Origin of the sequence: Lactiplantibacillus songbeiensis (assembly GCF_005405125.1) — a bacterium.
GTDB lineage: Bacteria > Bacillota > Bacilli > Lactobacillales > Lactobacillaceae > Lactiplantibacillus > Lactiplantibacillus songbeiensis.
The window spans coordinates 105,394-119,417 of the sequence record NZ_BJDL01000007.1 but is presented as its reverse complement, the minus strand read 5'-3'; the positions used below and the strand labels follow the sequence as shown (position 1 = coordinate 119,417).

The 14,024-nt window shown below is 43.8% G+C and carries 14 protein-coding genes; 4 read left to right on the top strand and 10 right to left on the bottom strand.

Annotation, left to right across the window (positions count from 1 at the left end):
* Positions 1–371: 371 nt before the first annotated feature.
* From FFM77_RS02660 to FFM77_RS02635, 6 genes are all read right to left on the bottom strand, one after another.
* The gene (locus FFM77_RS02660) at positions 372–716 is read right to left on the bottom strand and encodes a YlbF/YmcA family competence regulator (protein WP_137634194.1); all 345 of its coding nucleotides are present in this window, start codon (positions 714–716) and stop codon (positions 372–374) included.
* 73 nt (positions 717–789) lie between these two features.
* Positions 790–2,922, bottom strand: coding sequence for a PBP1A family penicillin-binding protein (locus tag FFM77_RS02655; RefSeq protein ID WP_137634193.1), 2,133 nt, complete (start codon positions 2,920–2,922; stop codon positions 790–792).
* Positions 2,923–3,655: 733 nt separating this feature from the next.
* Positions 3,656–3,778, bottom strand: a complete 123-nt coding sequence (locus FFM77_RS14210) for a hypothetical protein (RefSeq protein ID WP_137634192.1) — start codon at positions 3,776–3,778, stop codon at positions 3,656–3,658.
* 103 nt (positions 3,779–3,881) lie between these two features.
* On the bottom strand, positions 3,882–4,349 hold the full coding sequence (argR, locus tag FFM77_RS02645) for an arginine repressor (RefSeq protein ID WP_137634191.1): 468 nt from the start codon (positions 4,347–4,349) through the stop codon (positions 3,882–3,884).
* 550 nt (positions 4,350–4,899) lie between these two features.
* Complete coding sequence (locus tag FFM77_RS02640; protein ID WP_137634190.1) at positions 4,900–6,021, bottom strand: aminotransferase; 1,122 nt, start codon at positions 6,019–6,021, stop codon at positions 4,900–4,902.
* 221 nt (positions 6,022–6,242) lie between these two features.
* Positions 6,243–6,851, bottom strand: a complete 609-nt coding sequence (locus FFM77_RS02635) for a LysE/ArgO family amino acid transporter (protein ID WP_137634189.1) — start codon at positions 6,849–6,851, stop codon at positions 6,243–6,245.
* 152 nt (positions 6,852–7,003) lie between these two features.
* Here FFM77_RS02635 and FFM77_RS02630 point away from each other — a divergent pair, with 152 nt between their 5' ends.
* The 4 genes from FFM77_RS02630 (at position 7,004) to FFM77_RS02615 (ending at position 11,492) form a co-directional block, all read left to right on the top strand.
* Positions 7,004–8,449: an aminotransferase-like domain-containing protein gene (locus tag FFM77_RS02630; protein ID WP_137634188.1), complete on the top strand. Its 1,446-nt coding sequence runs from the start codon at positions 7,004–7,006 to the stop codon at positions 8,447–8,449.
* 129 nt (positions 8,450–8,578) lie between these two features.
* A complete protein-coding gene (locus FFM77_RS02625) occupies positions 8,579–9,757 on the top strand; it encodes an MFS transporter (RefSeq protein ID WP_137634187.1) in 1,179 nt (392 codons plus the stop codon).
* 212 nt (positions 9,758–9,969) lie between these two features.
* The gene (locus FFM77_RS02620) at positions 9,970–11,118 is read left to right on the top strand and encodes an MFS transporter (RefSeq protein WP_137634186.1); all 1,149 of its coding nucleotides are present in this window, start codon (positions 9,970–9,972) and stop codon (positions 11,116–11,118) included.
* 80 nt (positions 11,119–11,198) lie between these two features.
* Entirely contained in the window at positions 11,199–11,492 is a 294-nt protein-coding gene (locus tag FFM77_RS02615) for a hypothetical protein (protein WP_137634185.1), read from the top strand.
* 52 nt (positions 11,493–11,544) lie between these two features.
* Here FFM77_RS02615 and FFM77_RS02610 read toward each other — a convergent pair whose 3' ends face one another.
* From FFM77_RS02610 to FFM77_RS02595, 4 genes are read right to left on the bottom strand one after another with little or no spacing between them, the layout of a single operon-like run.
* A complete protein-coding gene (locus tag FFM77_RS02610) occupies positions 11,545–11,919 on the bottom strand; it encodes a PTS glucitol/sorbitol transporter subunit IIA (protein ID WP_137634228.1) in 375 nt (124 codons plus the stop codon).
* A gap of 22 nt (positions 11,920–11,941) precedes the next feature.
* Positions 11,942–12,925 (bottom strand): PTS glucitol/sorbitol transporter subunit IIB, encoded by a 984-nt coding sequence (gene srlE, locus FFM77_RS02605; RefSeq protein ID WP_137634184.1) that lies wholly within the window; start codon positions 12,923–12,925, stop codon positions 11,942–11,944.
* Between the two features lie 13 nt (positions 12,926–12,938).
* Entirely contained in the window at positions 12,939–13,505 is a 567-nt protein-coding gene (gene srlA, locus FFM77_RS02600) for a PTS glucitol/sorbitol transporter subunit IIC (protein WP_137634183.1), read from the bottom strand.
* A 15-nt stretch (positions 13,506–13,520) separates the two neighbouring features.
* The gene (locus tag FFM77_RS02595; protein ID WP_223876762.1) at positions 13,521–14,024 is read right to left on the bottom strand and encodes a transcriptional regulator GutM; all 504 of its coding nucleotides are present in this window, start codon (positions 14,022–14,024) and stop codon (positions 13,521–13,523) included.

The window sequence follows — 14,024 nt, the reverse complement described above, 5'->3', positions numbered from 1 at the left end:
AAGTCAAACGACACCACTGAGCGCAGTCCGCCCTGCGCTAGTAAAGCTCATTCTTGAAACTTATTTTATTAATATTTCGTTGATAACTGCTATTAACCCGTTAACCAGTCGCAGGTTGCTGGTGATGGAGATGGCTGTGAAAGTGGCGTTGAAACGGTGATTTTTCCGTTCTTACACCACGGACGATCTTGCCCATTTGCGTTTTGGGCAAAGGGGCAAGTCGAGGTCTCAGACCGCACCTCAGGCTGAGACCGGTCCCCACAGCCACCGGAATCATCGGCCACCGGAGACGGGTATCGCCTACCTACTTGCTCTCAAAAAAAGAGGCAATCACGAAAAGTATCGTCATTGCCTCTTAGTTACCTTAAACTTTAGTCTTGGTATAATTCTTGAACGGGTTTAGTGATGATTTGGTTTAAATCATTCATTAATTGGTTCAAGCCACGTTCCTTGGTCATTAAGGCTTTAATTTCATCGACATTGCCAACTTTATCAGCTAATTCATGGGCTTTTTGAACTTCATCGTCGCCTAATTCTTCGCCATTCATTTGCTTTTGTGACAATTGCATTTGAATTTCTTGGAAGTCTTTGAATAAGCTAAAAGCACTCTCATTCGCATGCATTGCTTGATAAGCAGCTTGCAATTCTTTAAATTCCTTAGTGCCGCGTAATTCTTGTTCTAATTGGTTTGCAGTATCGTAAATGTTTACAGCCATCGTCGCGTTCCTCCTCAAAATATGTGTCAAATATAGTTTATCATTTTTGAAAGGGCTTGAATAGCTGTTACCACTAGTTCCCAATTAATTTTTTTGCCGACGAGAACCAGTTCTTAGCCGTATCAGAAACGGTCTTGCCAACCTTGTTAGCACCCTTTTGAACATCGTCCCAAACCGAGCTACCACTGGCCGAATTATCCGTCGAACTCTGATTAGCCAACGTGGCCGCATCTTTGGTCCCAAAGCTAGTTTGTTTCGTATTTGGCAAGATATTTTCCATCTCGTTCTTATACAATGCTGATAATTGGTTTTCAGATAAACTCTTCAAATAATGGGTACTATTCGTTGAATCAAAGCCAATCCAAGTCGTTACCACAACATCTGGCGTATACCCAATCATCCACTGATCTTTCGTTCCAGAACCAGTCTTGTAATCAGCTTGTGTACTCCCAGTTTTCCCAGCGATTGAATACCCATAAGGCTTCGCAGCGGCCCCTGTCCCACTATTGTAGACGCCCAGCATCATACTGGTCATCTCTTTAGCGACACTGGCCGACATCAGCTTTTTGCTCTTAGTTGCTGTATTATCAACAATAGTCTTGCCACTCGCATCAACAATCTTCGTGATATAGTGCGCGGTGGTCTTATTCCCGTTATTGGCAAACGCCGTATAGGCACTGGCCATCTGTTGCGGCGAGACCCCGGTCGTTAAGCCACCTAAGGCCAACGCTAGGTTATCATCGTCTTTGGTGACTGGTAAGCCAAATTTCTTAACTGACGCATAGCCTTTATTGACGCCGACTTTATTCAATAACCAAACGGCCGGAATATTAATACTTTGAGCTAAAGCTTCATACATTGGCACCGATTTGGCATAAACATTATCATAGTTTTTCGGTGCGTATTTATTGGCACCAAACGTTTGCTTCTTATTAGAAAGATCAGAATCATACGTATAGCCATTTTCAAGTGCGGGCGTGTAAACCGCTAACGGCTTAATCGTCGACCCTGGTTGGCGTTTAATCTGAGTCGCCCGATTAAAGCCCCGAAAGACGTGTTTACCACGACCACCAACCACGGCCATCACGCCTCCAGTGGACGGATCAACCGCAATCGACGCCCCTTGAACCTTCGTCCCATCCGCCGCATTTTCTGGGAATAAGGTACTATTCTTAAAGGATGTCTGCATCGAGCTTTGATCCTTTTGATTCAAGGACGTATAAATCTTATAACCGCGATTCATAATATCGGATTCGCTTAAGCCATACTTATTAATCGCTTCATCAACCACCGCATCAAAATAATAAGGATATTTATAGCCACTATAATAATGATAGTTATCATTCAGCGTAATCGTCTTCTGTGAATAGAACGTATACTGATTTTTAGTTAACTTATCATTATTAACCATATTATTTAAAACGACATTACGGCGTTTTTTAGCCGCACTTGGATGATCAATCGGATTATAGCCACTCGGTGAACTTAACATTCCGGCCAAGACAGCCGCTTGATCCACGCTGAGTTCGGAAGCATGGACGCCAAAATACTTTTCAGCGGCATCCTCGGCACCCCAAACCCCATGGCCAAAGTAGGCATTATTCAGATACATGGCTAAAATCTGGTGCTTCGAATAAACATTTTCCGTTTCAATCGATAAGAAGATTTCGCGAAGCTTCCGTGAAAAGGTCTGTTGTTGTGTTAAGTAGGCATTTTTGACCAACTGTTGCGTCAACGTACTCCCACCACCACTGATGTAATTACGTCCAAGCAATTTATTCGCGACTAGCAACATAAAAGCTCGGCCGATCCCTTTCACTGAAAACCCATGTTCCTTGTAAAAGTTTCGATCTTCAGTCGAAATAACGGCATTTTGCAGATTCAACGAAATCTTATCCAAATGGACATAAGTCCCCTTTTGGGAATAGAGCGAACCCGCTTTTTGCTTGCTGGCATCATAAATAACGGTCGTCTTCTCTAACTCCGCTTGTAAATTACCGATCTTCGCCGTTTTGGCTTCAAAAGTTAAATAAGTGCTGACCACTAAAATCATCGTTAAAATCAAGACAATCAGCCAACGGGTCAATTGCCGTCGGTGCCATTGGTAGCCGACGATTGCCCAGAAACGTTGCCAGTATGGTTTTAACCAGTGGCCTATGACCCGTAATCCATCTTTGATGGTGGACCAAAAACCATTATTTTGCATAATCTTCCCCTTGTTCAAAAGGCCATTAAATCATTAGTTGAAACCCGCCGTTCCAACTAACTAACGGCACTCGATACTTTTTTAAACTCCGATAATTGTATCATAAATCCGATTTTCCTTGGCATCGGGGGCAAAGCTTGACCAAATCTTCAAAAACTTAATTCTTTGTGAACTAACTGGATAATAATTGTCACTCTGACCACTCGACATTAATTAATCCACTACTTATAAATTTACGCTTTAACTATTGAATTCAGTTATTTTAATCACACCATCATGCTTGGTGCTAGTTAAATTTGCTGCCTGCCGGTTGGTTTCTAAAACGCTGGAACGCCATGGGCCATTTTGAAGCCAAAAGTACGGTCTTCAAAACTGGCCTTGGCCTAAGTCCGAGCAGACCACTCGCACTAAGGCCAACGACACGGCTGAGCGTTTTAGGAACCAACCTCTCTGCTAAGTGACCGGACTGAAAATAATCAATCAATAATTTTTTATTCCCAATAGTTAACGGCGGGCGGGCCAGAATTGGCTCAGTGGTGTCGTTTATCTTAGTCGGTGATTTTCCGACTTAGATAAAGCCCGGCTTTTGAGACCGACCTATGGCTCAAAAACGCGGCCACCACGTTCCAGCCGATTCTGGACCAACCAGAGTGGCAAGTTTCATCCAGACTGGACTTATCCTTGAAAGTTATATAGAACAAAAAAGGCTTGAGACCTTGTTTGTCCCAAGCTTTTATTTCCGACGCACACCGCGGCGGTTAGCATTTAATTCATTTTGTTGCTTGCGGAACTTTTCGAAAGTCGCATCGCGCTTATCTTGATTCTTGCGCGGACTACGTTTTTTAGTATATTTCAATTGATTCACCGCCTTTGTTAGCCTTAATTAGATAGCTCAACTATACCGTGAATAACCGCAGAATGCAAAAAAGTCCCCCAAAGTGCCAGGACTTTCATAATTACTAAAGCTCATCATCATCACGAATGTGACTGACAAATAAATCATGCAGCTCAGTCGCCACCTTGGTGCTGGGACTAATAATAAAGATCGTATCATGGCCAGCCAAAGTCCCACTAACTTCTGGGAGATTCAGATCATCAATAATCGCCGCCAATAAATTCCCATTACTTGGCAAGGTATGAATGATGTTCATGAATTCCACACGGTCAATCCCCGTCACGACTTCGTGTAAACTATCAAATAAGCGATCAGTTTCATTCTTACTGCTCTCTTTAAAAATCGTATAACGCGCGCGCCCACTGTCATCGGGCGACTTCACAATTTGCATCTCTCGGATATCCCGCGAAATGGTGGCTTGCGTTGCGGCAATCCCTTCCGCCTTTAAACGGGCCATCAAATCTTCTTGGGTGGCAATCGGGTATTCAGTAATCAACTGTTCAATGGCAGCTTGCCGATCAGTCTTCTTCATTCTGCGGGACCTCCCCTGATAAATTATGAATACATTATAGCAAATATTCACCTTGCAAACTACTTTACCAACAAAAAAAGCCTGTTTTCGCGGTTTTAAGTCCGGAAAACAAGCTAACAAATGCATAACTATCCGTTCAGTACGCTTGGTGCTAGTTGGTTTAAATTGTCACTCTGGTTGGTCCAGAATCGGCTGGAACGTGGTGGCCGCGTTTGGAAGCCAAAGTGCGGTCTTCCAAGCCGGGCTTTATCTAAGTCGGCAAATCACCGACCAAGATAAACGACACCACTGAGCCAATTCTGGCCCGCCCGCCATTAATTAACGTGAATTCATTATTATTTATTCTCGACCACGAATTTAGCCGAGAGGTTGGTTCCTAAAATGCTCAGCCGTGTCGTTGGCCTTAGTGCGAGTGGTCTGCTCGGACTTAGGCCAAGGTCAGTTTTGAAGACCGGGCTTTGGCTTCAAAATGGCCCATGGCGTTCCAGCGTTTTAGGAACCAACCGGCAGGCGGCAATTTCAACTAGCACCAAGTGTGTTCAGTTAATGATTAATCATCGTAACGGCGTAAAAATTGTCCCAATAGTTTCAAGCCCCGTTTTAACGTTTCCGTATCGGTACAATAACCTAAGCGGACGTGACCCGGAATATCAAACCGCGACCCAGGAACTAGCAACACACCAGTCTCATCAAGCAAGGCTTTACAGAAAGTCTCGTCATCAACCGGTAAGTCTAATTTCAAACACGATACAGAAATTCCATGCGGCGTAATCAGACTAGCCCGTGGTTCTTGGGCGACCCACGCCGTATAGATAGCCAGATTACGGTCGACCAATGCTCGATTACGAGCTAAGACTTTGTCACGATGCTGCAAGATTTGTACCGCTAACTGGTCGTTAAAGACCCCACCACAAATCATCGTGTAATCGCGATACTTCCGAAAAATATCCGCCAACTCACTTGATTGCGTCGCTGTCCAGCCAATCCGAGCCCCTGGTACCGAGTAAGTTTTCGACAAACTATTCACGGCAATCCCTAATTCATATAGATCGGCAATTGACGTGAATGGTGTCCCATCCAATGGTTCATAAACTTCATCCGCTAATACATAAGCACCCACGGACCGGGCTAAAGCCACGACTTCACGTAACATCGTTTCATCTAACAAACTACCAGTCGGATTGACCGCATTATTCAATAGAATCATTTTAGTCTCTGGTCGAATCAAGGTTTTCAATTCTTCAATCGTAGGTAACCAACCTTGATCTTCCTTGATATGCCAGTAATCGACAGTCGCACCTAACGACTTGGGAATATCGTAAAGTTGCTGATAACTGGGATATAATGCAATCACATGGTCATTGGGCTCAATTAAGCTATAAATCGCCAACTGATTCGCACCAGTCGCCCCATTTGTTTGCAGCACATTTTCAGCGGGGACTTGCGTATACAACCCACTGACTAACCGTTTAAATTCCGGTGACCCTTCAATCCAACCATAATTCAATCGCGATGCGCTTAATTGTTGATAGAATTGTTGGCCGTCATGACCATCTAAAGCCGCAACATCGCCAATCGTCAAAGCGGCAATCGAGCTCTGGCTAATATCGGTCGTTGCAATAGTCTCGTACTGATTCAACCATGCTTCCACCCCAAAACCGGCAATTTTCATAATGCAAATCGTTCCTCTCTCTAAAAAAGTCCAATACGTTTAGCATACCGATGATTGCGGGCTTCCGCAAGCTTATTGTCACACCATGACTCTGATTTTTCTTTCTTTAATAAATGGGATTAAAATTAAATTTTTAATTGATTTATCATAAAAATGACGTTATTCTAAAATTACTGTTCTAATGACAGTAAAAAAGCCCACCGTTATCAGTGAGCTCAGTACTAAATCTTCGTGATAAACGTCGCCAAAAGTTTGACGCCGTACAAGATAATCACCACGCCACAAACCCGATTAATCCAAAGTAACACGCGTGGCTGCATTAAATGTTTGAATTTACTAATTAAACCGGTCAAGCCGAAGAACCAGACGATCGACGACAAGATGACGCCAATCATGAAGAAATGCGCGAGTTCATCTGGAATCGACACGCGAAAGGCCGCTAACAACACGGACCCATCAATAATCGCTTGCGGGTTCAACCATGCCACCGAAAAGGCCGTCACAATCGCTGCCTTATACGAAAAACTAGTAGCCATCGTCCCCATCTCGGCGGATTTTTGTTTCACTAATCCCCAACCGATATAAAAGACGAGTAAACTGCCAACAAGCAACACGGCCAATTCTAACCACGGGGTGCTCTGTAAAAGCTTGCCAACCCCATAAAAACAAGCTAATGATAGCGATGTATCAAAGAAAATCACGATTAGGGCGACTTGAAAGGCCCGTTTGATTGGTTGCTCAATGGCGGTTGATACGACGAACAAATTCTGCATGCCAATCGGTGCGATGTAGGCAAAACCAAATAATAATCCTTGTAAAAAGACTTGCATCAATTTCACGACTCCTATCCAACCAGTTAGCTACTGTAAATTCCGTTGTAAGCTTAGCTGGCTTTAATTCATGAACTGATTATAATAAAAAGGGTTAGGCTTGTAACCAACCAATCGTTAGCTTTATACCCAACCACTAAGGAGACTTTTCAATGAACGCATTACATATCGACTGGCAACCAGATAAAACGCTGGCGCTACCAGTCTACCAACAAATTACCGATTATTTCCAACGAGCTATTGCCAGTGGCGACTGGCCAATGGGCGCTAAGATTCCCTCGCAACGCAAACTCGCTGCTCAATTTGGCGTTAATCGTAGTACCCTCATCACTGCCTTAGACGAATTGGTGGCGGTCGGTCTCATTACGAGTACACCTGGTTCCGGCATGACCGTTTCCGGGAACCATTGGTCAAGCTTACTAGCTGAACACGTTAACTGGGCGCAGTATGTTCAAGCGGGGCAATTCAAACCCAACAGTCACGCCATTCAAAAGATCAATCAATTTGAAACTGACGATGTCATTCGCTTGAGCACTGGTGAACCAGCGCCGGATCAGTTTCCACGGGCACTCTTTCAAAAAGCCTTTGACCATTTAGGCCAGAATCTGACCAGCTTAAACTACACGGAACCCGCGGGTATCTTAGCGTTACGGCAACAGATTGCCCGTCATTTAGCCAAGGTCGGGATTCACACGAGTGCCGATAATATTTTAATTACGTCTGGCTCGCTACAGGCTTTACAACTGGTTTCAATGTCATTATTCCCGAAAGACGCGACGATCTACACTGAGGCCCCGACCTACGTTAAATCCTTACATGTCTTTCAGTCGGCACACACCCATCTCGCAGGCGTCCCGATGGATAATCAAGGGATGGCTTATTGGCAATTAACACCGCCAGCCAAAGATAGTCATGCCATTATGTATACGATTCCGACCTTCAATAATCCCACCGGCATCGTGATGAGTGCGGAACGCCGCCAACAAGTCTTGGCCTATGCGCAAGATCATCGAATTCCAATTCTAGAAGATGCGGCCTATCAAGATGTTTGGTTCGACCAGCAACCACCCCAGCCGTTAAAAGCCCTTGATGAGACTGGTAACGTCATCTACTTTGGCAGTATCTCGAAGTCCCTCGCCCCTGGTCTACGAATCGGCTGGACAGTCGCAACGAAGCCAGTTATTGACCGCTTGACGGATGTACGGATGCAGACCGATTACGGCGCCAGTTCGCTCTCGCAACTCGTCCTCGCCAAAATTTTAGCTGACCCGGAATACGATACTTATCAAGCCCATTTCCGTGAAGTCTTGTCCCACAAGGCCGAAGCAGCACAAGTCATTCTGCATCGTTATTGGGATGATTTTGCCACTTGGGACGCGCCTCAAGGTGGCTTCTACTTATGGGTGCGATTGGCTGATCGGATCAATATTCAAAAGTTATTTGACTTAGCAACGGCGCAAAACGTCCTCTTTAATCCTGGCAGCATCTATGACTTTCAACCGAACCAATATATTCGCTTGAGTTTCTCGTATGAATCTACTGAACGCTTTGAACAAGGCATCCGAATTTTGACTAGCTTAATTAAAGAAAACTTCTAATAGCATTGGTTATCCCTAGTTATTTTGGTATAATTACTAGTAAATTATGAGAAATTGATGATATCTAGTGCCGGCCAGTGGGGGGTCAACACGTCGATAGGTATCCCAATTCAAAGGGAGTTCATAAAAATGTTAACCGCCATGCATCGCAATCTCCACCTTGGCTATGTATACACTGCATTTGCGTACTTTGGTATCGCTGGTCTCTGGGTCATGTTCTTACAACAACGTGGCTTATCACTCGTTCAAATCGGGTTATGTGAAAGTATTTATCATTTAACAAGTTTCTTATTTCAAGTTCCCGCTGGGGCGCTAGCTGACCGGTTTAGCTACCGAACGATGCTAATTACCGGCCGGATTGCAGCCATTGGTCACGCGTTGATTATGTTGCTGGCACCGGTCCACAGTTTCTGGTGGTTCGCGAGTGCGTTCATCTTACTTGGCTGGGCCTATAATTTGCAGTCTGGCACGCTAGAAGCCTTGCTCTACGAGACACTGGTAGACAGTCACCAAACCAAACAATATCCACAAGTTACCAGTACGATGAACACAATTCTAAAAGTGGCTGGGATGATTGGCTTGATTATTGCCGGTTGGCTGATTCATGATTACACACTCGTCACTTACCAACTTTACCTATTAGGAGCAGTCGGCGCTTTAATTACGGCGATCGTCTTACATGAACCCGCTCGCCATGCTCGAAGTGGTCAATTACTAACAATTTGGCAAATCTTTCGCGCCACTGCGACTTGTTTACGTCAATTACCCAAACTTAGTTATTTTATGATTTTTAATGCGATTTTCTCGGTCATTGGGGCGGCTTATTATAACTATTTCCAAGCCGTATTAACGGCTCATGGGTTTAAAGGCGGCTTATTGTCAGGGGTACTGGTCATTGTGACCGCGCTAAATGTCTTAAGTGTCCAATTGACACCACGACTACAGCAACACTGGTCCCCAATCAAATTATTGAGTGGCTTAACCGGATTATTGATTTTAACATTACTAATCACCGGTGTTAACCAGCTGAGCGTGATGTTAGGTGGCTATTTCTTCGTCAATATGTTAATGGCGGGGATTGCCCCAATTATGTCCAGTTACTACAATGCCCTAATCCCTAGCAGTCAACGAGCAACCCTTTTGAGTGTCAGTAGTATGCTCTATAGTATTATGACCAGTCTTTCCTTCCCATTGATTGGGTGGTTAATTGAACATTTCGGTTTTGCGCTCAGCTTTACTTGGATCGGCAGTGGCCTTTTAATTTTGGGATTACTGAGCTTAGGCCTGATTAAAAAATTCAAACATTAATTCTTAGAAAGTGGTGACCCTTGTGCAACTTGATCTTTTAACTTGGATGAGTCTTAAACAGGCAATTATTGCCGTTTTAGTCCGTTAAGGGGACAGTCTGCCCTTTTTTCTAAGTTGAAGATTAACTGCACTCATAATGGCACCGTAATTAGGCGACTCATTAGAGGCGTCTTTTTTTGCGACCGTTTAACCTTAACGGAGGGTTTTATACCATGCTCAAAAATAAAATTCAGTCCTTACCACGGGGCTATGCCTACACCGCCCTATCTTATTTCGGCATCGATAGTCTTTGGGTCATTTTCCTGCAACAACACGGCCTTTCACTGGTTCAAATTGGACTATGTGAAAGTATTTTCCATCTCACTAGTCTCTTATCGGAAGTTCCGTCTGGTATCTTAGCCGACCATTTTAGCTACCGCACTAACCTGATTAGTAGTCGTGTGGCCGCGGCGCTACATGCCATCATCATGCTCACAGCAACAAACTTCTGGTGGTTTGCCTTTGGCTTCGTCCTGCAAGCCTGGGCTTATAACTTACAATCCGGCACGCTAGAAGCTTGGTTCTACGAAACACTTGTCGATCATCAAGCGACTGATTGTTATCCGCAAGTTACTAGTAATATGAATACCCTGATTGAACTCGCCAATGCGCTTGGCATTTTGATTGCTGGTTGGCTGATTCATGGTTATCTAGCCGCCACTTATTGGGGTGACTTAGTGATTGCCATTGTCACGATTGTCATCATTTGGCGGCTGCCAGAACCACAGCATCGTGACACTAGTGCTAATCGCTTAAACTTATGGCAACTCTTGATGGCCGCACTAACTTGGTTACGGCGATTGCCCAAACTCACTTATTTGATGAGTTTTCATGCGGTATTTAGCGCCATCGGGACCACTTATTATTACTATTTTCAGGCCGTGATGACTGACCACGGCTTTAACGGGACACTAATTGCCGGTATCTTAATCACGGTGGCTGGTCTCAATGTCTTGGGCGTCCAACTCACACCCTATCTGCAGCGCCGGTGGTCCCCAACTCATTTATTATTGGGACTAACCGGCTGTTTATTGATCACGCTCTTATTAATGGGTTGGGGCCAGCTTACCTTGCTAGTCATCGGTTATCTACTAATCAACATGCTGAATGCGATGTTAGAACCTTTAATGTCAACTTATTACAATACTCTGATGCCAAGCGCACAACGCGCAACGTTATTGAGTATCAGCAGTATGATTTTTAGCCTCGTCATGATCGTGATGTTTCCGGCAATTGGCTGGCTGATTGAACTGATGGGCTTTGCGTCTACATTTAGTTGGTTAGGTGGTTTGTTGTTACTTATTGCCATTTTTCGTGAATAAACTGAAGTATATGTTAAAATTAATTTTGATAAAGTTTACAGGATGCAAATAAAGTATTAGATATATATGAGGATGAAGGCATGGATATGACAACAATAATTTTGTGGACTATCGTGATACTTGGCACTATTTTACAATATATTGAAGGCTATTATTATCAGAAAAAGTTTAGTTTAGTTTTACCAATAATGTATAGTCTATCTATTTTATGGTTATACTTTAATGGTAAAAATATGACAGTCTTCCCAACACTATTAGTGCTTGTACTCGGTAATATCTGGTTTTATGCGTATTACACATTCGGAAAGAACAGACATGCTAAGAAAATAAATAACGAGTCGGATCACATGAAAGCAAAAGATAATCAAAACTAAAATATTTAAAATCAAAAATGGTCATCCGCGGATGGCCATTTTTGATTAGACGCTAAGCTATGATTTGAATCGTTGATCCAACCGTCATCGACGGATAATGACCAGCGGCTACATACAAGGTTCCTGGTAACTCAGCAGTTGTTTTACCCGTAAAGCTAACCGCAATGTGACCCAAATTCGTCAGATTACGTTGCACTTCATCACCAACCGCCGTAATTTGGAACGTTTGATCATCAATCTTAAGTTGCAGCGCCGTGGTAATTGGGGCTGCAACTGGCTGCACATTAATAATGTAACACGATGACCGAAGCGCATCTGGCGCTTCTTGACCGAATAAAATTAACATATCAATCGCACTAAAATCTTGGGCTTCTTGGCCCACTTCAACGACTTGGGTTTCAAAAATTGCTTGTCCAGTTTGACTCATCATTTCACTTTACCTCACTTTTTTACTTGCCTGGATACAGCCCAAAGCTGGCAATCCAAGCGACAAAGACCCGGGGAACCCCGTTAATAAACCGAGAATATAAGACGGACGGCACCCCAACTTCAACTGTTTTAGCATCGGCTTCTTCTAGTCCTAAACCAACTGGAATAAAGTCACAACCATTTTGCGTATTAATCGCAAACAACGCTGGCAAGGCAAATTGTGGTGAAATATTACCTTTACCAATTTCGACCCCAATTAACGTCCCAATCACTTGACCAATCACCCCACCAGGTCCCAGCAATGGTGATAAGAATGGCAATGAGCAGATAAAACCAAGAATCATTAAGCCCCAGATATTACCTGCTAACGGTGACATCAACTTAGCAAAGGCTTTACCTAGACCAGAACCATTGATAATCCCGATTAACAAGGAAACAAAGGCCATAAACGGAATAATGGTATTAATCACGGTTTGTACGGAATCCTTGGCCGCCTGATTAAAGGTTGCCACAATGCGACCAACCCCAACCCCAATCTTAGCGATAAACCCGGTTTTATGCGGTGTCGGTGGGGTGGCTGGCGTTGATTCACTAGCTTCAGGCGCCACTTTATCAGTCGCTGGTGTGGTACTGCCATCACTAGCCATAATTTGATCGACGTCAACATTTGACACATACAGTTCAGGTGTGATGAATTGGGCAAGTGGCCCGCTCTTCCCGGTTGGCAACACATTCACGGTTAAAATGCCTTTTTTCGGGTAAATCCCACAACGTAACGTCCCACCGCAATCAATCACGGCTAAAGCGGTTTCATCATCGGGAATAGATGTTTTAAACCCATCAACAGCTTCCATCCCGGTTAATTTAGCAATTTTGTCCACGATGGCGGGACGATTACCCCCGGTGACATATATAAATTTATGTTTTTGTTCGGTTGGGGTCACAATGAGTGGTCCCCCAAAGCCCCCGGTGCCTTTTTCAATCCGAATACTTTTCCATGCCATGGTAAACTCCTCCTTACACCGTCTTTTGACGAGCAGTTAAATCGACGGTCTTAGATAATTTCACACCGGATGTGCGACAAACATAAGCCGTGGTAAAATCTGTAACCCAGCCACCAACAAAGTTCATCACTAAGCCGACCAATAAATAGCGTACCGCCAAATCCATCGTATCCAAGCCTAACTTTTGAACCCCTTGCGCAATCCCCATCCAAATGAATAATTCACCCGGATTAATATGGGGAAACACACCGTTACTAGTGTGGCAAAACTGGGCTTGGGACGCATAGTAACTTGGTTTGTAATATTCCGGTAAAAAACGGCCTAACGAGAACGCCATCGGATTACCTAACATAAATGCGGCTAAAAATGGCAAAATCATATAACGGGTCACCACATTTTTAGATGACGCCTGCGCCAGGCGCGTCATTCGTTTCTCACCTAAAAAGGCAATAATCGTATTCATTAAAACTAACAGTAGTAAGACGACTGGAATGATCGTTGTCATCCAACTAATAAACGTCTTACCCCCACTTTGAAATAAGCCCATAAATCCTGAAGCAAAGTCCGTAATTAACTTCATCGTTGCTGATCCTCCCTATCCACGTGCAAAATGTTGCTTTAAAGTGCCCAATAACCGGCCGCTCTGATTTTTAATCTGATCAACCAGCGGCAAAGCAAAGACGTTAACTTTCGTATCGAAAGCTTCGGCGGTTAAATGTCCGGTCCGATAATTAATAAAATTCTGATAAGCATTTAAAATACATTGGCGGGTCAAGCGGTTAAAGTGACGTAACTGATCGTAATCAGCCCCTAAAACCGCAATATTTTGTCCAACCAGTGGCTTAACCGGTTTAAAATGAGCAAACACCGTCACGCCTTGTAATAATTGTGCGGCTTTAATATTCCCATCTGTATCAATTGCCATTAGCATTAAACTGCCAGACTGAATTTTTCGCGGATTTTTCCCAATCAAAACTTTACCCTGTCGACGCATCTGTTGAAAGTGCTTCGAAAAGCTCCGAATTTGAAAGAATCCCAATAATCCTTGTAATAAGAACGCTGAGACCAAGACGATCCCAATTAATAGCATCGGTGACAT